This window comes from Clostridium aciditolerans, assembly GCF_016316925.1.
GTDB classification, from domain to species: Bacteria; Bacillota; Clostridia; order Clostridiales; family Clostridiaceae; genus Clostridium_AM; species Clostridium_AM aciditolerans.
This window is the reverse complement of record NZ_JAEEGB010000026.1, coordinates 132,853-151,177: the sequence shown is the minus strand read 5'-3', so window position 1 is coordinate 151,177 and position 18,325 is coordinate 132,853. Positions and strand designations below refer to the sequence as shown.

At 32.6% G+C, this 18,325-nt stretch carries 17 protein-coding genes; 14 read left to right on the top strand and 3 right to left on the bottom strand.

The annotated features are described in order from the left end of the window. Nucleotides 1-9: 9 nt before the first annotated feature. The 6 genes from I6U51_RS17410 (at nt 10) to I6U51_RS17385 (ending at nt 6,106) form a co-directional block, all read left to right on the top strand. Nucleotides 10-1,080, top strand: a complete 1,071-nt coding sequence (locus I6U51_RS17410; protein WP_211143832.1) for a uroporphyrinogen decarboxylase family protein — start codon at nt 10-12, stop codon at nt 1,078-1,080. 22 nt (nt 1,081-1,102) lie between these two features. Beyond that, a complete protein-coding gene (locus I6U51_RS17405) occupies nt 1,103-1,759 on the top strand; it encodes a corrinoid protein (RefSeq protein ID WP_211143831.1) in 657 nt (218 codons plus the stop codon). A 15-nt stretch (nt 1,760-1,774) separates the two neighbouring features. Continuing rightward, nucleotides 1,775-2,806 (top strand): methylcobamide:CoM methyltransferase MtbA, encoded by a 1,032-nt coding sequence (locus I6U51_RS17400; RefSeq protein ID WP_211143830.1) that lies wholly within the window; start codon nt 1,775-1,777, stop codon nt 2,804-2,806. Next, complete coding sequence (locus tag I6U51_RS17395) at nt 2,799-4,592, top strand: ASKHA domain-containing protein (RefSeq protein ID WP_211143829.1); 1,794 nt, start codon at nt 2,799-2,801, stop codon at nt 4,590-4,592. Before I6U51_RS17400 ends, I6U51_RS17395 begins: the two co-directional genes overlap by 8 nt. Before the next feature lie 341 nt (nt 4,593-4,933). Continuing rightward, a complete protein-coding gene (locus I6U51_RS17390) occupies nt 4,934-5,557 on the top strand; it encodes a TetR/AcrR family transcriptional regulator (RefSeq protein WP_211143828.1) in 624 nt (207 codons plus the stop codon). A gap of 12 nt (nt 5,558-5,569) precedes the next feature. Continuing rightward, a complete protein-coding gene (locus I6U51_RS17385) occupies nt 5,570-6,106 on the top strand; it encodes a GNAT family N-acetyltransferase (protein WP_211143827.1) in 537 nt (178 codons plus the stop codon). Between the two features lies 1 nt (nt 6,107). Here the strand turns inward: I6U51_RS17385 and I6U51_RS17380 are convergent, their stop codons facing one another. Next, nucleotides 6,108-7,040, bottom strand: a complete 933-nt coding sequence (locus I6U51_RS17380) for a helix-turn-helix transcriptional regulator (RefSeq protein WP_246517417.1) — start codon at nt 7,038-7,040, stop codon at nt 6,108-6,110. Nucleotides 7,041-7,300: 260 nt separating this feature from the next. Between I6U51_RS17380 and I6U51_RS17375 the strand changes: the two genes are divergently transcribed. From I6U51_RS17375 to I6U51_RS17365, 3 genes are all read left to right on the top strand, one after another. After that, on the top strand, nt 7,301-9,574 hold the full coding sequence (locus tag I6U51_RS17375) for an ATP-binding cassette domain-containing protein (protein WP_211143826.1): 2,274 nt from the start codon (nt 7,301-7,303) through the stop codon (nt 9,572-9,574). A 232-nt stretch (nt 9,575-9,806) separates the two neighbouring features. Continuing rightward, a complete protein-coding gene (gene pepV / locus I6U51_RS17370; protein ID WP_211143825.1) occupies nt 9,807-11,198 on the top strand; it encodes a dipeptidase PepV in 1,392 nt (463 codons plus the stop codon). 142 nt (nt 11,199-11,340) lie between these two features. Continuing rightward, nucleotides 11,341-11,781: a hypothetical protein gene (locus I6U51_RS17365; RefSeq protein ID WP_211143824.1), complete on the top strand. Its 441-nt coding sequence runs from the start codon at nt 11,341-11,343 to the stop codon at nt 11,779-11,781. Nucleotides 11,782-11,966: 185 nt separating this feature from the next. Here the strand turns inward: I6U51_RS17365 and I6U51_RS17360 are convergent, their stop codons facing one another. Beyond that, the gene (locus I6U51_RS17360) at nt 11,967-12,338 is read right to left on the bottom strand and encodes a pyridoxamine 5'-phosphate oxidase family protein (RefSeq protein WP_211143823.1); all 372 of its coding nucleotides are present in this window, start codon (nt 12,336-12,338) and stop codon (nt 11,967-11,969) included. 22 nt (nt 12,339-12,360) lie between these two features. Further along, a complete protein-coding gene (locus tag I6U51_RS17355) occupies nt 12,361-12,780 on the bottom strand; it encodes a CGGC domain-containing protein (protein WP_211143822.1) in 420 nt (139 codons plus the stop codon). Nucleotides 12,781-12,961: 181 nt separating this feature from the next. On the opposite strand from I6U51_RS17355, the gene pdxR reads away from it, so the two are divergent. From pdxR to I6U51_RS17330, 5 genes are all read left to right on the top strand, one after another. Next, on the top strand, nt 12,962-14,380 hold the full coding sequence (pdxR, locus tag I6U51_RS17350) for a MocR-like pyridoxine biosynthesis transcription factor PdxR (protein WP_211143821.1): 1,419 nt from the start codon (nt 12,962-12,964) through the stop codon (nt 14,378-14,380). A gap of 17 nt (nt 14,381-14,397) precedes the next feature. Further along, the gene (locus I6U51_RS17345) at nt 14,398-14,670 is read left to right on the top strand and encodes a YcxB family protein (RefSeq protein ID WP_211143820.1); all 273 of its coding nucleotides are present in this window, start codon (nt 14,398-14,400) and stop codon (nt 14,668-14,670) included. 475 nt (nt 14,671-15,145) lie between these two features. Beyond that, a complete protein-coding gene (locus tag I6U51_RS17340) occupies nt 15,146-16,555 on the top strand; it encodes an amino acid permease (RefSeq protein WP_211143819.1) in 1,410 nt (469 codons plus the stop codon). Nucleotides 16,556-16,781: 226 nt separating this feature from the next. Continuing rightward, nucleotides 16,782-17,528: a DUF434 domain-containing protein gene (locus tag I6U51_RS17335; protein ID WP_343069706.1), complete on the top strand. Its 747-nt coding sequence runs from the start codon at nt 16,782-16,784 to the stop codon at nt 17,526-17,528. Nucleotides 17,529-17,775: 247 nt separating this feature from the next. Next, nucleotides 17,776-18,207, top strand: coding sequence for a hypothetical protein (locus I6U51_RS17330; protein ID WP_211143818.1), 432 nt, complete (start codon nt 17,776-17,778; stop codon nt 18,205-18,207). The last annotated feature ends 118 nt before the right edge of the window (nt 18,208-18,325 follow it).

The window sequence follows — 18,325 nt, the reverse complement described above, 5'->3', positions numbered from 1 at the left end:
GGACACTATATGCACAAGTATGATCAAATGACCCCAAATGAAAGATTAGCCGCATTTATGACAGGAAAACCTATGGACAGAATTTTAGCTATGCCAGTTGTTTGCTCCATGTCTGGACTAGCTCTAGGAATGACTCACAAGGAAAAAAGAAGCAGCGCTTTGAATGAAGCGAGAGCACAGATTGCTTGTTATGAAAGGTTTGGAAATGATTTAACTATTGTTGAATATGGATTACATGGTGTAGGTGCAGCCCTAGGAAGTGAAATGAGCGACCCAGAGGACTCAGTACCAGCAATTATGAAATATGCTTTAGATGATTTGAATAATGTTGATCAACTAGATATGTCAAAACTAGAACTAAAAAATGATAAAGCATTCCAATTACATTTAGAAGCTGCAGGTATCATAATGGATAAAATAGGAAATGAGGTTCCGACTGGAGTTTTAATATCTGGACCTTTTACTGCTGCTGCAAGTATCTATAAAACAGAAAACTTACTTAGAGCCACTAGAAAAAATCCAGAAAAGTTACATCAACTAATTAAATTCTGCAATGATGCATTAAAAATCATTTGCAGAGAGTTTATAAAAGCAGGTGTTCTTATATTATTATGTGATCCTATTGCATCAGGAACTATTCTTAATAAAAAGCAATATCAAGAGTTTGTTCTACCATATACAATAGAGTTGATGAAAGATATTCATGATGCAAAGGGTATGGTTTGCTATCACATTTGTGGAGACACCACAGCAATTGTAGAGGACATGGTAAAGTCAGGTTGTGATATGATGAGTATTGATAATAGGGTAGACTTGACTTATACAAAAGAAGTAGTAGGAGATAAAGTTCCTATTCTTGGTAATGTAGATCCGGTAGAAGTGCTGATTTTAGGAAACACCAATGATGTGGATTTAGCAGTAAAAAATTGTATACAAAAGGCTTATGACAGCCCTTGCGGATATATTCTGGCATCAGGATGTGATCTTTCAGGAGCTGTTCCACTAGAAAATATTGATCAATTTATGGCTTCTGCTAGAAAATATGGAAAGTGGCCAATAGATCCAAAAAATTTTAAGTAATAAAAAAATGGAGGGTAAAACAATGACAGTATTAAAAGAAGAATTATTAAAAAGACTATCTGATGGTGTAGTGGAAATGGAAGAAGATGATGTAATTGAAGCAGCTAATGAATACGTAGAAGCAGGATATCCAATACTTGATGGTATCATGGGAGGGCTTGTAGATGGTATGAATCGTGCAAGTCAATTATATGAAGATGAAGAATACTTTGTTACAGATATATTATTATGTTCAGATGCAATGTATGAAGGTTTAGCAATTTTAAGACCTCATCTTCCTTCAGATGAAGTAGAAAGAGAAAAACCAAAGGGAGTAATTGGAGTTGTAGAAGGAGATACTCATGATATAGGAAAAAATCTAGTAAAAATCATGTTAGAGACAGCTGGATTTGAAATGATTGATTTGGGTAGAGATGTTCCACTTCAAAATTTTGTAGATAAGGCTAAGGAAGTTAATGCTGCATTTGTGTGCATGTCAACATTGATGACAACAACAATGGATGGAATGAAGACTGTTGTAGAATTACTAAAAGAAGCTGGTATAAGAGAAGATGTTAAGGTTGTTATAGGAGGAGGTCCAATTTCAAAGAAATTCTCCGATATAATTGGTGCAGATGGTTACTCTCCTAATGCAACTGAGGCAGTTAAATTAGTAAAAAGATTGCTTAATGTAGCGTAGAAGGAGGTGAGGACTATGTTATTGCCAAAGGAACGATTAAATAAGGTTTTCAGCGGAGAAAAAGTTGATAGACCACCATGTATTTGTCCTGGAGGCATGATGAATATGGTCACAACAGAACTAATAGAAAAGGTTGGAATACAATTTCCTGAGGCTCATAGCAATGCTGAAATGATGACTGATTTGGCAACAGCAGTATATGAAGAAGGTTGTTTTGAGAATTACGGGGTTCCTTTTTGCATGACTATTGAGGCAGAAAATTTTGGCGCAAAGGTTGACATGGGAACAAAGATGTATGAGCCTCATGTTGTAGAATATGCAATAGATTCTGTTAAGGAATGGAAGGAAATTTCCGAAATTAATTATGAAGAAGGAAGAGCAAAAGTAGTGATTGATGCAATTAAATTGTTGAAATCAAGGGGCAGCGATGTTCCTATTATAGGCAATTTAACTGGACCTATCAGCACAGCAAGCTCTATAATGGAGCCTTCTACTTTCTATAAAGAATTAAGAAAAAATAATAAAGAGGCCCATGAGTTTGTTGATTTTGTTACAGATCAGTTAATTGCATTTGCAAAAAAACAAATAGAAGCAGGAGCAGATATAATTGCAATTTCTGATCCTAGTGGCACCGGTGAAATCTTAGGACCAAAGCTCTTTGAAGAATTTGCGGTTAAATACATTAATAAAATTATTGATAGTGTACAAAAAGAAAACATAGGTACCATTGTGCATATATGTGGACAAATGAAAAGGGTATATTCAGAGGTAAATAAAATAAAAAGTGATGTCTTAAGTTTTGATTCTATAGTTAACATGAGTGATGCAAGAAAAAATCTAGGAGATAGATTACTAATGGGTAATGTAAGTACTTATACAATTGAATTTGGAGAACCAAAGAAAATTGCTGAACTAACTCAAAAGTGTGTAAAAGACGGGGCGAATATTATATCTCCAGCTTGTGGACTTGGGATGAAGTCTCCTCTAGAAAATATAAAAACAATGGTAGAATATTTATCTAAAGGAGATTCAGTAACTAATGCCTAAGATTTCTATTATGCCCCAGAATAAAATCTTTGAATATATACCTGAGAAAAATTTATTGCAACTTTTATTAGAAAATGAGATTTTCGTTGATAATCCTTGCAATGGAAAAGGGTCTTGTGGGAAATGTAAGATAAGACTTCTAAAAGGAAATCTGCCTGATATTTCAGAAACAGAGGAGAAACTTTTAAAGAAGGAAGAAATTGATTCAGGTATAAGACTATCCTGTCTCGTAGTGCCACAAGAAGATATTGTAATTGAAATTTTACAAAAAGAAAGAAAGCATGAAATACTTACAACGGGATATATGCCTGACTTCGAATTTAATCCTTTAATTTGTAAAGAGGTTTTTGAAATAGAAAAACCTACATTAGAAAATCAAATTTCCTTTGAGGACTCCATATGTAATACCTTTGATGTTGAGAAATTTGATTGGAGATTGCTGCAGCAGCATGAATTTATAACTGGAAAAGTTACAGGAGTTTTTAATGGTAGAGAATTAATTGGAATTGAGCCTGGTGATACCACTGACCTTCTTTACGGAGTTGCAGTTGATATCGGAACTACAACGGTTGTGACGGCATTGATTGATATGAAGACAGGTAAAGAGTTGGCTACAGCTTCAATGATTAATGCTCAAAAGAACTTTGGATTAGATGTTTTAACTAGAATAACTTATGAAATAGAGCATCCAGAGGATTCTAAAGAAAAGCTGCAATATGCAATTGTTAACTCTATTAATGAGATGATTGAAGATATATGCAATAAATCAAAAGTTGATAGAAGAAATATTTATGAGATTTCCATTGCGGCAAACTGTACAATGATGCATTTCCTTTTAGGAATTGATGCAACATCTATCGGAATGTCTCCATATTCACCGATATTTGTAAAGGCAAAGAATATACTGGCAAGGGATATTGGTTTAAAGGCAGCACCAGGTGCTAGACTGTACTGTCTTCCATCAGTTTCAGCCTATATAGGTGCAGATATTGTAGCAGGTGCATATGTCTGCCAGTTACATAAGGCTAAAGAAAATGTTCTATTCATAGACATTGGAACTAATGGAGAAATTGTTTTATCCAATCATGGAAAGTTGCTATCCTGTTCCTGTGCAGCAGGTCCAGCATTAGAAGGGATGAACATTAGCTCAGGTATGAGGGCAGCAGAAGGCGCAATTGAAGATGTAAAAATTACTGAAAGCGGAATTGAGCTTAAGGTTATAGGAGAGCAAAAGCCAATAGGAATATGCGGAAGTGGAATATTAGCTGCTGTGAAAGAGTTGATTCGCACAGGTCTTGTAAAAAAGGATGGAGCATTTATAAAAAAAGAAAAGCTAGAGGAATCAGATTACCGCTATGATATGATTCAATTAGATGGAAAGAAACGTGAGTTTATTTTAAATGGAGCTCCAGAACAACTATTAATTACACAAGCTGATATTCGACAAGTACAATTAGCAAAAGGAGCTATTCTTTCCGGTTTTTACGCTCTACTAAAAAAATCTAACATTGATATGAATCAACTTGATAAAGTTGTTATAGCAGGACAGTTTGGAGCACACTTGCCTGCTGACAGTTTAGTAGGAATAGGTATTTTACCAGAAGAAATTAGGGACAGATTAGTATATGTAGGGAATTCTTCTAAAACAGGAGCATATATGGCTCTTATGTCTGCTGAGGTAAAGCAGCAAATTGAAGAATTAGCTCATCAAATAGATTATATGGAACTAGGAGCATCTGAAGGCTATGAAAGACTTTTTGCTCAGTGTCTAATATTCCCTAACTAAAGAATTATTATAGCAGTGAAATAGTATTTCCTTATAAAATAGCCTTATAGTAAAGGCTTCAGAAGATTTTAATTGAAAATTAAAGTGTGCTTTATATTCCCTCAGACTAGTATGGTTTGAGGGATTTTTTACTTGAAGATTTTTATATAGTCCTTACAGAATACATTTATTTAAAAAACTTGAAAACGACACTAGTGTCGTTTATAATAAGTGTAAGGAAATACACTCTAGAGTGTAAGTCAATTTTCGGTATAGTATCCCTACGGCTTATGTTTTGTAAATAAATTAATTCTCCAAAACGTATTTCATTAAGATGTGGACACAGGAGGTGTAAATAGGATATGTCACCAAAAGTAAGTGACGATTATAAAAAGAAGAAAAAAAATGAATTACTCCAAGCTGCAAGAGATGTGTTTATCAGAGAAGGATATGCACATGCGACGATGCAAGACATTATAGATGAGGCTGGAGTGTCCAGAGGAGCTTTATATTCTTATTTCAGCAATATTGAGCATGTATTCAGAGAAGTTCTTCAAGCTGAAGATCAAGAAGATATAAACTATTTTGAACAAGATGATCTAACTTCTTTCTGGGAGCAGTTTACAAATTGGATTGAAGTACAACAAAAAAGCATTGAAGCTATCAACAAATCCCTTTTGCTCTGTAAGGCGGAGTTTTTTATCACAACACACTATGAGAAAAATAAAGAGGGCAATCCATATATAACAGAAAGGTACGAAAAGTTAGTAACCTCAGTAAAAAGATTTATTGAAAAGGGAACTGAAAAGGGAGAATTTCACCCATGCTTTCCGCCAGATAATATTGCTTTATATCTTATTTCATTTATAGATGGATTAATGTTGGATACATTTAACTTAGGCATAGAGAGAACAAAGGTAAATGAGCAACTTAAGATTTTACTTTTTACATTAAAACAAATGCTTTGTCCAATTATAAAAAGGTAAGGAAGTGTTTTTATGTTATTTGATTCTGATAGAATTTATTTTAAAAAAATGACTCCAGAGGATGTAGATGTTTACCATAGATGGAGAAATGATATGGAGGTTATGAGATCAACCTCTACTTTTTTAGATATTTATGATTTTGAAGAAACTAAAGAATTTATTACTAAAATTATTTTACGTTCTCATTCATCCAAAAGTTACATCATAGTAGAAAAGAAATCAGATACACCAATAGGAATTAACTCATTAATCAATATAGATTATAAGAATAGAAATGCAGAATGTATTATTGATATTGGTGATAAGAACTTTTGGGGGAAAGGATATGGAACAGAAGCATTGAGATTACTTCTTGATTATACTTTTCTTGAACTGAATCTTCATAGAGTATCATTGAGGGTTTTTTCTTTTAATGATAGAGCTATTAAACTATATGAAAAGATAGGATTTAAAAAGGAAGGAGAATCCCGTGAAAGTATTTTTAGAGAAGGAAAATGGCATCATATTATTCATATGGGAATCCTACAAAGTGAATATCTATATAGATAAGTTATTTATAATGATTTATCAGACTATAAGCTTGCTTTTTTATATTATCTACTATTTCTTGTGGTTCAATAACTTTTACATAAGTACCCAGCTGAACAAAATAGTTAGAAACAAAGTCTATCTCACTTTTATCGATTATTGTATCAATATATCCATTTTCATCATCAGTAGTAATAATATGAGGCTCTAACCATGGCTTGCTTTGACACTGTCTTATCCCTTCTCTTGTTAACTCAACATATAATCTTACTGGTGTTTTAACTGTATAGCTATCAAACCAATCTGTTAAATTCATTGGAAACTCATAAGTTCTTTCGGAAATTTCTAAGGATAGTATTCTATCAACTCTGAATAATAAAACCTTATTTTTTTCAAGGTCTAAAGCAGGCATATACCAAAGCCCGTCATGTGCATAGGTGCCGATTGGTTTAACTTCTCTTTTTTTATTCTTTGTTTTTGATAGATATTCAATTATTAATATATTGTTCTGAATAGATGCTTCAACTATATTCTTCAAGTAAGGGGAAGCAATATTTCGTTTTGGGTTCCATAAACATATAAGGGATTCTAAGCGATTTATCTTCTTTTTAGCATCCTCAGGAAGAGTAGCATACAATTTTCTAGAGGCTGAATCGATATCTGTATCAAAGGGTAATGACTTGTAATATTTTAGTGATTGAAAGGCGAAGAAAATCGCTGTAGCTTCATTCTCATCAAATATAATTGGAGGAAGAACTCTGTTTTCTAGTGTGCGATACCCACCATTTCTACCTTGCTCAGTATATATAGGAACCCCTAATTCACTTATTTCCATTAAATATCTATGTGCAGTTCTAACAGATATGTTGAATTCATATGCAACATCTTGAGCAGTAAAACTTCTTTTAGTATTCACATACATAATTAAATCAAATATTTTCTTAGCTTTTGACATATAAATTCTCCTTTACAACAGGATTTATTTTTACAATGTAGAGATCAATCTTAATAAAAATAGACAACAATTGTCATGTTTTTAGTATACAGTATTTATGATAGATACTCAAAGTATATATGCTTGTTAAATTAAAAGATTAATTCAAGTAAGAGTATTATCAATGTTGGTGAAGATATTTGTGGCTTAGAGAATAGCAAAGTTTAGAGTTTTAATAGTGTTATAAAGGATAAATACAGGTTTAGTGAAAGGAGATTACTATGAGAAAAGAAAAATTTGATAATAATATACATGTTATTGGAGCTAGAGAAAAAAACCTAAAGAATATTGATATAAAGGTTCCAAAGAAGCAAATTACTGTTTTTACAGGTGTTTCAGGCTCTGGAAAGTCATCTCTTGTATTCGATACAATTGCAGCAGAATCACAACGTCAATTAAATGAAACCTATTCAAGTTTTATACGTCATCGTCTCCCACAGTACGGACACCCTGATGTAGATTCTATTGAGAATCTCTCTGTAGCAATTGTAATTAGTCAAAAGAGAATCGGTGGAAATGCAAGGTCAACAGTTGGAACTATAACAGATATTTATTCATTGCTGCGTTTATTATTCTCACGAATTGGCAAGCCTTTTGTAGGGTATTCTGATGTGTTTTCTTTCAATAATCCTATGGGAATGTGTCCTAAATGTGAAGGATTAGGAAAGGTGGATACAATAAATGTTGAAAGGTTATTTGAGAAAAATAAATCCTTAAATGAAGGAGCCATTCTGTTTCCAACTTTTGAACCAGGAGGGTGGAGATGGAAACGTTATGTCTGTACAGGGCTTTTTGATAATGACAAAAAGCTTAAAGATTATAGTTCGGATGAATGGGATACACTGCTTTACAAAACCGGTTTTAAGCCACCAAATCCTACTAACGGTTGGCCTACCACTTCAAAGTATGAGGGAATTGTCCCAAGAATTGAAAGAACTTTTTTGAATAAAGAATCCAGGGGGGTGAAACTATATAAGGAGGAGATTAACTATGTAGTTGCAAGTGGTATTTGTCCATTGTGTAAGGGTGCAAGACTTAAAGAAGAGGCATTGGAGTGTAAAATAAAGGATAAAAATATTGCAGATTGCACAAAAATGCAAATCAGTGACTTAATTAGCTTTATGGAAACCATTAAAGAACCTTCTGCATATACAATGGTGGAAGCTATCATCAATCGACTGGAGCATTTGAATTCTATAGGGCTAGGCTATTTAAGTTTGGCTCGAGAGACAGCAACTCTTTCTGGAGGTGAGTCTCAAAGAATAAAAATGGTTCGTCAGCTAGGAAGCAGCTTAACTGATATTACTTATATTTTTGATGAACCAAGTATTGGTCTTCATCCCCATGATGTAAATAGAATTAATAATCTTTTGAGGTTATTAAGAGATAAAGGCAATACGGTTTTAATAGTGGAGCATGACCCCGATGTCATTAGAATTGCAGACCATGTAATTGATATGGGGCCAAAAGCTGGCACAAAAGGTGGCAATATTACGTACGAGGGAGGAGTGGAAGGATTATTAAAAGCAGATACATTGACAGGAAAGTTTTTAAATTATAAATCTAGTTTGAAGAAAGGTACTAGAGAACCTAAAGGATGGTTATCTATAAAACAGGCTACTTTGCATAATTTGAAAGAGGTTTCTGTTGATATTCCTATAGGTGTTCTGACTGTGGTTACAGGAGTAGCTGGTTCGGGCAAAAGCACTCTCATAAACCAAGTACTACCACAATATTATCCTGAAGCAATTTTCATAGATCAAAGAGCAATTCAAGCCTCTAAGCGTTCTAATATAGCTACCTTCACAGGAATTTTTGATTTTATACGAAAATTGTTTGCAAAAGAGAATCAGGTGGAAGCATCTCTTTTCAGCTTTAATTCCAAGGGAGCTTGTTCGGAATGTAAGGGTTTAGGAATAACATATGTTGATTTAGCTTTTATGGATCCTATTGTAGATGTTTGTGAGGTATGCCAAGGAGATAGGTTCACTAAAGAAGTACTGCAGCTTAAATTACGAAAGAAAAATATTAGTGAAGTTCTTAAGATGACAATTGATGAGGCTATGGAATTTTTCGATGAGAAAGAAATACTACCTACTTTAAGAAGTCTAAAAGATGTAGGAATAGGCTATATTACTCTTGGTCAGCCTTTAGACACACTATCTGGCGGTGAACTTCAAAGGGTTAAACTTGCGGCAGAGTTGGAGAAGGAAGGGAATATATATGTATTGGATGAACCTACCACAGGACTGCACATGTCCGATGTGTCACAGCTTATAACAATTATGAATCGCATTGTTAACCAAGGGAGCACACTAATTGTGATAGAACATAATCTTGATATAATGAGTCAAGCGGATTGGATCATAGATTTAGGTCCAGGAGCAGGTCAAGATGGAGGTAAAGTTATATTTGAAGGGCAGCCTAGAGATTTGATTAATAAGCCTTCGTCAATTACAGGAAAATACTTAAGAAAACATATTCATATTAAATGATTTTTTACAATGAAAAAGCTAGGAAAGAGCTAGTCCTTTAATAATGGAGTAAATATCTTTAAGTCTAATTATAAAATTGACGGATTTTTAGCAAAAATAATGATGAATTCAACAAATAATTCAATATCGTTGAAAAAGTGTAAGAAGAGGTATACAATAAAAATATACAAAATGTGCCATAGATAAAAATGTATTACTTTTTGTAAAAATATTAAAAATAGGGGGAACCGATATGGAACTTAATAAAAAAATTGATGAAATGAAAGAGGAACTTATTAAGGCAACTCAAGAAGTAATTAAAATTAAGAGTATTGAAGAAGAGGGAAAGCCAGGCATGCCTTTTGGTGAGGGCGTAGCAAAGGCACTTGATAAGGCACTTGAAATCTCTAAAAGCCTTGGATTTAAGACATACAAGGAAGAAGAAGGATATTACGGATATGTAGAGTATGGTGAAGGAGAAGATTATGTGGCAGTTCTTGGCCATATGGATGTAGTTCCTGAAGGAGATAACTGGATTCATCCACCATATGGAGCAGAAATTCATGATGATAAAATGTTTGGAAGAGGCACGTTGGATGATAAGGGTCCAATAATGGCAGCGCTTTTCGGACTAAAAGCTATAAAAGAACTTAATATGCCACTTTCAAAGAAAGTTAGAATTATTTTTGGAACAAATGAAGAAACAGGAAGCGGCGAAATGCATATTTACAATAAGAAAGAAAAGGCTCCAGTTGCTGGATTTACACCAGATGCTATGTATCCTGTTATAAATGCAGAAAAAGGTATAAGAAGATTTCACGTTGTTAAACCTTTAAAGCCTTGCAACTGTGGACTTGCAATTAAATCAATAAAAGGTGGAATAAGACCTAATATGGTACCAGACAAATGTGAGGTTGTAATAGCTACAAAGGATGGAGAAAGTATTGTTAATGCTGTAAAAGAATTTGCGGCTAAAACAGGATACAATATGAATGCTGAAATTGTTAATGGGGATGTTGTTGTAAAATCCTTTGGAGTATCAGCTCATGGTAGTATGCCAGAGTTAGGAAAAAATGCTGTAATGTATGCAATGGAGTTTTTAGGAACAATTGCTAAAGGAACTTGTGGACTTGCAGATTATATCAATTTCTTTAACAAGAATGTTGGATCAGAAACAGAAGGTACTTCACTTGGAATAGCATGTGAAGATAAACCATCAGGAAAATTATCATTAAATGTTGGAGTAGCTGACTTTAACGAAGAAGTGGCAGATCTTTGGATAGATATGAGATACCCTGTTACAATGAAGGGTGATGAAATAATGAATAAGCTTTCTGAAAGATTTGCTGAATGTGGTGCTAAAATAGAGAGAATAGATGCTGATGAGCCTCTTTACTATCCAGAAGATGGTGAGTTAGTTAAAACTCTTCTTAAAGTTTACAATGAGCAGACAGGTGAAGAAGCAAAGGCTTATGGAATAGGTGGAGGAACTTATGCTAAGGAACTTCCAAACATAGTTGGCTTTGGACCGATATTCCCAGGAAAGCCAGATCTTGACCACCAAGCTAATGAGTATATTGAAATTGGCGATCTTATTATGAATGCTAAAATATATGCTCATACATTATATGAACTTGCAAAATAATTTAAAATTAAAAGTGATTGGCAAAAGCCAGTCGCTTTTTTCGTTATTATTGAAAAAATTATTTACTGTAAATTATATGGTATGGAATAAAGTTTTTAATAAAGGAGAAATTATAGAAATGAACAAAGCGGAGGTGTAGTTCATGATTTTAAACATTATTTTAGGTTTTATTATTCCTTGGATAATCGCTTTAACTATTATTCGTGAATATAAAGTTATATATTATATAGCTCCCTTTGCCAGTGTTATATCATTTATAGTTAACGATTTAGGATTTTGCTATTTTTGGCGCCTATATCCTTTTAATCTTATTAATCTTTCAGCACTGCCTTTCAACATTGGATTATTTTGCCTCTATCCATGTGTTACTATTGAACTTGTGAGAAAATATCATATTAGAACTTATATTATATTACCGGTGACTGGATTACTCCTTACATTAATAGAGTGGTATGGAGTATGGATGGGTAGAGTAGTTTATTATAATCATTGGAATATAATAGCAACATACTTTTCATATTTTATTTCATTAATTATTTCTTACACATTTTATAAATTTTTAAAGAAACAAAATCTTATTTGATTATTAAACATTTATATCTTTTCTTTGAGTTCGTCTTCTAGAAAAGCTTCAAAATCCATAATACAAAAATTAACGGATTACTAGTGAATTATACACCAACTTAGTGGCAAGGTTGGTGTTAGACTAGCTTAATGAGCACTTTATTTAATAAAAGTGCTCATTTTCTGAAGCTAGATAATATAATACTAAAGTGTTTGCTTTGCAGATGTAACTGTTATCTCTAAAACCCTACTTAGGAAAGGGTATTTTTCTTTCATCATATCAAATTCTGAACCTGATTCAACGAATTTTGCGGTTCCTTCAATTAAGAAGCCCGTACCCAAGTATTTATATCCCATAACTTCTTTACTTCCTACAGTTACCTTAATTTTATTATTTAATTCTATGTTCTTTTGTGTTTTACGCATCCCAGCAGCCGGTATTAATAACCTGCCATCTTCAGTAGTATTAATATATGAGTTCCAAGTATTAACTACATGCACCTCGTTATTACTGCAAGAGGCGATAGCTGTCACTCCTTCATGTGAAATAACTTCAAGTAATTTTTCATTTAACATTTATGATTCCTCCTCTAAAATTCTATGAATTACTGTAACAATTATAAATACCTTCTTCTCTCTTCCTTTCTGCATTTTTACTTATGAAAGATCCTTCTATAATATTTTTATAACCCTTTTTTAATACAATATTCTTTATATAGTCAACATGAGGGCATCTATCATAATGATGATGGTCCGTTGTCATACAAGAAGATAAGTGTACAGCAACTTCATCTTTACCTATATTATTTTCTATTCTTAACTTTTTAGAAAGATGTTCTAATTTAGCAGCAACTCCCTTACCACAGCAGCCACCGCAGGTAAAGGAAATGTATCTAGTGTCGTCAGCATAGTTCTTAAAGATTTCCTCTCTATTATAAAAAGCATTTGTACAAGCGAATCCGCTGCAGCGTCTATGTGCAATATCACATTGAATAATAACTACATATTTTGTATTCATCGATTTATCCCCCTTTTTAATAAATATTTATCTAATTTTTTCAAATGCATAATATGAAAAGTCCTTATCACGGGCCCGTTGACTTCTCGATAAAACAATTATACAATCAAAGTGTAATGTTCAAAAGTGCCGGTTTTGATTATTTTATAGGATACAGTTTATGAGGAGAGTGTTTTTAAAAATGATTATTCTGCATAGCGATTCCAGTACTCCATTATATTTACAAATTTACGAACAGATAAAAGAAGAAATAATTTCAGGAAAAATATCAGAAGGCAGCAAGCTTCCTTCAACACGGACGCTTTCAACAACATTAGATGTTAGTAGAAACACAGTTGAAAGTGCATATCTACAGCTTTGTTCAGAAGGATACATTGCAAGTAAAGCGGGCAGTGGATTTATTGTTCTAAAGCTAGACAGCTTAATAATCTCAAAGTTAAAAGGAGAAAAGCTTAAAAATAATGAAGAACATGAGAAGATAATATCTGAAGCAGATTATAATAATTATAAATATGATTTTCAGTATGGAAACTTAAGTGCTGATGATTTTCCGTTAAGTTTATGGAAGAAAATTTCAAACAAATGTTTATCATCTATAAGTGCTGAAAATATGACTTCATATAAAGCAAGAAAAGGGGAACCGGAATTACAAATAGAAATTATGAAATACTTGAATAAATCAAGAGGTGTTTCTTGTAATCCGGAACAAATCATTATTTCCTCAGGTATGGAATACTGTTTAAGCATACTGTGCCAGTTATTTAGAGGAGATTTTAATCAAATAGCCTTAGAAGATCCAGGGTATGTTGGTGCAAGGGATATATTTATTAATAACGGGTATAATGTTATTCCAATTGGTTTAGATAAAGATGGAATTAATATTGAAGAATTAGAAAATAGTTCAGCAAAGATAGTTTATATAACACCTTCCCATCAATTTCCGACTGGAGTAGTGATGCCAATCCAAAAGAGATTAAAGCTGTTGGATTGGGCTATAAGAACAAATGGAATTATAATTGAAGATGATTATGATAGTGAGCTTCGATATAATTCAAGACCTATTCCATCGATACAAAGTATTGCTTCAAAAGAATCTGTTGTTTATATAGGCACATTTTCAAAATCTTTGTCACCTAGCTTACGTGTAAATTATATGGTATTGCCACAATCATTAATGGAAAGGTATGATAAACTTTTCAATAGCTATCAGGCAGCTGTCCCAATAATTCAACAAAAAATAATCCAACAGTTTATGTATTTAGGTCATTGGGATAGACATTTAAGAAAAATATGTCTTTCAAACAAAAGAAAACATGATATATTAGTTCATACAATTCATGAATTGATGGGAGATAAGGTTATTATCCATGGGAAAAACGCGGGCTTGCATATTTTACTGGAGTTCAATAATGGATTGTGTGAAGAAGAAGCAATAAAAAAAGCTAGAGATCATGGTATCATAGTATATCCAGTATTACCGTTCTGGATGAGGCAAGATAGATATTCTAATAATATGATTTTGCTCGGTTTTGGCAGCATGTCCGAAAGTGAAATTGTTGAAGGTATAAGGATACTTAATCACGCATGGTTCAACGATTAATGATATGCTTTTAAAAAATGCTCGATGAAGGTAAACAAGAAAATCTTTTTGGTAGATATAATATATTAATAAAGCATGAAGGAATTTTAGTAAATAGTAATATGGGTCAATCTAACACTAACTGGGATGCCGTTGAGAGACTTATAGAGACTAAAGAATATATTTATATCTATATAAGTTCTGTAAATGCCTATATTGTTCCCAAAAGAGTTTTGCAAGATACAATGCATAAAGATGAGTTTATAAATTTAATTAAGCAATATAGTGGAGTAGTTAAGGAGAACTTATAAAATTTAAATATCACTAACTTAGCAAAGTCTTTTCATAAAAGTAAATAGCGAAATTAAGCCTGTATCCATTAAGTATACAGGCTTTTGATTTTTAGTTTAATTCTCTATATTCTTTTCAAAATTGGTGAGATTACCTCATTAAAGTAAATATAATTTCCGAGTATTTGAATAAGTTTGAAATTTAAAATAATACTTATTTAGTAGTGTTTGATGTATATTTATGCATATTGAACTGGCTTTAGAAATATATAAATCAAAATACTTTTCGAATTATATTAACCTTTCTGAAAAATTTAAGCCAAATCATAAAAATAGTGATGTATTTTTAAGCGTTTCGAAGAAAAACTTAAATAATTTCGATGGAATGTTAGTTTTATAATTTGACGGATTATAATATATTTTTTATTATTATAAAGTATTTCGGTAATTTATAAACAAAATTTTTAGCAAGAGATGCAAAAGGAGATTTAAAAGAATGGGCTCTATTTTTAAGAAAAAAAGTGTAGATTCGGTTTTAGAACGTCACGAATCTGCATCCCTAGAAAAAACTCTTGGTTCCTTTGACGTAACCTTAATGAGTATTGGTGCTGTGATTGGAACAGGGGTTATGGTTCTAACAGGACTTGTGGCATCAAGAGATGCAGGTCCAGCAGTTGTATTATCATTTATTTGTTCTGCAATAGTATGTATGCTTGTTGGTTTATGCTATGCTGAATTTGCAGCATCCATACCAACCTCTGGTAGTTCTTATGCTTACATCTATGTATCCTTAGGTGAAATAATTGCTCACCTTGTAGGATGGTCACTTGTTATAGGATATATCATGAGCACCGCCTCTGTTGCAGGTGGTTGGGCAGCTTATTTTAATGGCTTTATAAGCGAATTTGGAGTACATATACCTAAACAGTTTGTAACTATTCCAAGCCAGGGTGGTATAATGAATCTTCCAGCAACTATAATAATACTATTGGTTACTTATCTACTTTCAAGAGGAACGAAAGAAAGTAAGAAAGTAAACAATTTTATGGTTATAGTAAAAGTTGCTGTTATAGTTTTATTTATAGTTGTAGGTGCTTTCTTTATAAAACCTCAAAACTGGCATCCATTTATGCCATTTGGTTTAAAAGGAGTGTTTGCAGGGGCGGCATCTGTTTTCTTTGCATTTACAGGATTTGATGCAGTTTCAACTTCTGCTGAAGAAGTAAAAAATCCACAAAGAGATCTTCCAATAGGAATTATTGCTTCATTAATTATTTGTACAATTATATATGTTGTAGTTTGTTTAGTTTTAACTGGTATTACTCATTACTCTCTATTAAACGTTGGAGATGCAATGGCATTCGCACTAAATCAGGTTGGACAAGGCTGGGCTGCTTCCATTCTTTCAATTGGCGCAGTTATAGGAATTACAGCAGTTATGTTCGCTTATATTTTTGGTACATCTCGTATACTATTCTCAATGAGTCGTGACGGATTACTTCCAAAGGCATTCTCTAAGATAAATACAAAAACAAATGTACCAACTTTCTCAACTTGGTTAACAGGTTGTACTGCTGCTTTAATAGCAGGTGTTGTTGATCTTAAACAATTAGCAGACCTTGCAAATATGACTCTTATAGCAACATTCATGCTTGTTGCTGCATCTGTAATTGTATTAAGAAAAACGCACCCAAACCTAAAGAGAAGTTTTAGGACTCCATTAGTGCCATTGGTGCCAATACTGGCAGTAGTATTCAGCTTATTTTTAATGTCTAATTTATCAAAGACAACTTGGATATATTTCTTAACATGGTTAGCATTAGGAATTATAGTTTACTTTACATATTCACGTAAAAACAGTTCACTACAAAATGCAAATAAGTCTTCAACAAAAAAGGCTGCATAAGTAAATCGCTATTATAAATATATAATAAATAAAGAGCTTATCTTGCTTTAAGTATCTCTCTTAAAGTAAGGTAAGCTTTTATTATATTTGATTATAAAATATATATTATTAATTTTATTGATAAATCTTGAGATTTTTCAATAAGAATAATAACATTTAATATTTAGAGTATAATGAAGTTAAAGACTTGGAATATATACAATACCAAATGAATGGGGTGTTATATTTGAATTTAGATGAAATGCCAACAGGAAGGATAGCTAAAAGAGGTGTTGATCCTCAAGATGATAGATGGTTTTCAAAGGAAGCTGTTTTAAAACTACAACAGGCTCAGGAAGAAGTAGAGTGGCTTCTTAATAGAGGGTATAAAATAAATGGAATTATGGATTTAGTCGGTGGAAGCTATCAATTTTCAGCACGTCAGCGTCAAGCATTAAAGCGTTCAACAAGTGCAAAACATGAATATGAGAAGAGAAAGTTAAGCTTACTTCCTTATTCTTCTGCAAAAGATGGAACCATTTATATTGACGGATTTAATTTAATTATAACCCTTGAAGTTGCTCTTTCTGGAGGAGTTTTAATACTTGGCAATGACGGTGTTGTTAGAGATATTGCAGGTTTACAGGGAAGTTACAGACTTATTGATAAAACAGATAAAGCGCTAGAGCTTATTGGAAAGAGCTTTGGAGAGCTTAAAGTACCTAATGCCAAGTTTTTTCTCGATGCTCCCGTTTCGAATTCAGGAAGGCTTAGAGAAAAGATACTGAAGCACTCTTTAAATTGGGATTTTTCTACTGAAGTTGAGCTAGTGCCTAATGCTGACCCTATTTTGTGGAAATTAGAGAGAATAGTAACGGGAGATTCTGTAATACTTGATAACTGCCCAAGCTGGTTTAATATGTCAAGGAAGATTATAGAGGATCATATAGGGGATGCAAATTTGGTAGATTTAAGTGGTGAAAATGATAATTAAGTAAGGTACCCAAAAAAGTATAGCTATGATACAAGTTTAGATAAGGTGATCGTAGTATAAAGCTTCATCATAAGATCTGGAGTCGAATAGTAAGTTAACTTAAAAGTAAAATTAATGGGCCTTTATACATGTTCTTAAAAAGATATTGGTATATTTGTTGAAATTAGGAAGGTGTATTTGGAATTTTGTAGAATATTAATTAAGGTGGTAGAAAGTTAAAGGCTATTTTAGATTTGGAGTGATAATGATGAAGATAGAAAGTATTGAATTAGCATATGTAAAAATATTAGATGTATTTAAAGACAAAACTATAAATTATCTTAAAACATTAGATGCAGCACAAATAGATGAAGTTCTAAGCAATAGAGATTGTGAAGCTTTTTCAACACAGTGGACTCGAGCTTATAGTGAAGTAGATAAAGTTAAACAAAAGGAGAACTTAACAGAAATATATAGGAAACAGGGTGCAAAATTAAGAAGAGCCATATTTTTAGAAGTATATAATATTACTTTATCAGGGATTATGGCGTCATATATTTCCGACGACTTTGGATTGATATTAGATAGCCTTGTATTTGACTATAAAGATGGCTGGATAAACTCCTTATGGAGTCAATATATTCGTAGGAAAATACCTCAAGGAAAATTAATGCCAACAGATATAACAATAGAATTGTAATTTTAAGAATAATTCAATTAACCTCTGAAGATCATATGATATCTTTTAATAAATCATTGAATAAAGCTGTAATTAAGTAAAGAGTGAAAAATGGAGAGGTCTCTAAATTATTTGGCCT

Excerpts from the sequence above, each read along its gene's own strand:
- I6U51_RS17395 (WP_211143829.1), top strand. The coding sequence starts at position 2,799 with ATGCCTAAGATTTCTATTATGCCCCAGAATAAAATCTTTGAATATATA.
- I6U51_RS17410 (WP_211143832.1), top strand. The coding sequence starts at position 10 with ATGCACAAGTATGATCAAATGACCCCAAATGAAAGATTAGCCGCATTT.
- I6U51_RS17330 (WP_211143818.1), top strand. The coding sequence starts at position 17,776 with ATGAAGATAGAAAGTATTGAATTAGCATATGTAAAAATATTAGATGTA.
- I6U51_RS17345 (WP_211143820.1), top strand. The coding sequence starts at position 14,398 with ATGCTCGATGAAGGTAAACAAGAAAATCTTTTTGGTAGATATAATATA.
- I6U51_RS17340 (WP_211143819.1), top strand. The coding sequence starts at position 15,146 with ATGGGCTCTATTTTTAAGAAAAAAAGTGTAGATTCGGTTTTAGAACGT.
- I6U51_RS17400 (WP_211143830.1), top strand. The coding sequence starts at position 1,775 with ATGTTATTGCCAAAGGAACGATTAAATAAGGTTTTCAGCGGAGAAAAA.
- I6U51_RS17385 (WP_211143827.1), top strand. The coding sequence starts at position 5,570 with ATGTTATTTGATTCTGATAGAATTTATTTTAAAAAAATGACTCCAGAG.
- I6U51_RS17360 (WP_211143823.1), bottom strand. The coding sequence starts at position 12,338 with ATGTTAAATGAAAAATTACTTGAAGTTATTTCACATGAAGGAGTGACA.
- I6U51_RS17405 (WP_211143831.1), top strand. The coding sequence starts at position 1,103 with ATGACAGTATTAAAAGAAGAATTATTAAAAAGACTATCTGATGGTGTA.
- I6U51_RS17355 (WP_211143822.1), bottom strand. The coding sequence starts at position 12,780 with ATGAATACAAAATATGTAGTTATTATTCAATGTGATATTGCACATAGA.
- I6U51_RS17390 (WP_211143828.1), top strand. The coding sequence starts at position 4,934 with ATGTCACCAAAAGTAAGTGACGATTATAAAAAGAAGAAAAAAAATGAA.
- pdxR (WP_211143821.1), top strand. The coding sequence starts at position 12,962 with ATGATTATTCTGCATAGCGATTCCAGTACTCCATTATATTTACAAATT.
- I6U51_RS17365 (WP_211143824.1), top strand. The coding sequence starts at position 11,341 with ATGATTTTAAACATTATTTTAGGTTTTATTATTCCTTGGATAATCGCT.
- pepV (WP_211143825.1), top strand. The coding sequence starts at position 9,807 with ATGGAACTTAATAAAAAAATTGATGAAATGAAAGAGGAACTTATTAAG.
- I6U51_RS17380 (WP_246517417.1), bottom strand. The coding sequence starts at position 7,040 with ATGTCAAAAGCTAAGAAAATATTTGATTTAATTATGTATGTGAATACT.
- I6U51_RS17375 (WP_211143826.1), top strand. The coding sequence starts at position 7,301 with ATGAGAAAAGAAAAATTTGATAATAATATACATGTTATTGGAGCTAGA.